Raw genomic sequence first — 503 nt, 5'->3', positions numbered from 1 at the left:
ACCACATCAGACGGGGTCATACCCAAATCGGCAAGACGTTTGTAAAGCAAGCCGTTGTCTTTAAATCCCATGTCTTTGGTGAGCGTGAGTAGGGTTTGAGGCATAACATTGAGAAAGAGCTTAATCGGCGTTCCGGCAAAGTGACGAGCGAAGTTTCTGATGTGCATGGCTCGGGATAAAAATTCAACACATAAGCGAAAGTAAGGGTCGATACTTGCGTTGGAGAGAAAAATGTCTGGGCGAATTTGAACGCCGTCTGCGCCATGAATACGAAGGAGGGCTTCCATTCCAATAACGCGTTGGTGCTTATCAAAAATCGGCTGATAAACACTGTGAAAAGTGAATTGGTTGATGACTACGTAATATTCCCCAAGACCGTCCTGTCTTATGTACTGTTCGTAGTCAGACTGTTTCTTTAACTCCATGAAAAACGCCGAGAATTTAGCATTGAGTCAATGTAACAGGATGCAGTTCCAATTTGAAGAATCAAATGTGTCTAATTG

The 503-nt window shown here is 43.5% G+C and carries 1 pseudogene; it reads right to left on the bottom strand.

Annotated elements, in window-relative coordinates:
* Nucleotides 1-425, bottom strand: a pseudogene (locus R7Q48_RS31605) (EAL domain-containing protein); the annotation flags it as partial.
* Nucleotides 426-503 lie beyond the last annotated feature (78 nt).

Source organism: Vibrio sp. 378 (assembly GCF_033339435.1).
The sequence above is the reverse complement of the archived record's forward strand: the minus strand, read 5'-3'. Positions and strand labels throughout refer to the sequence as shown.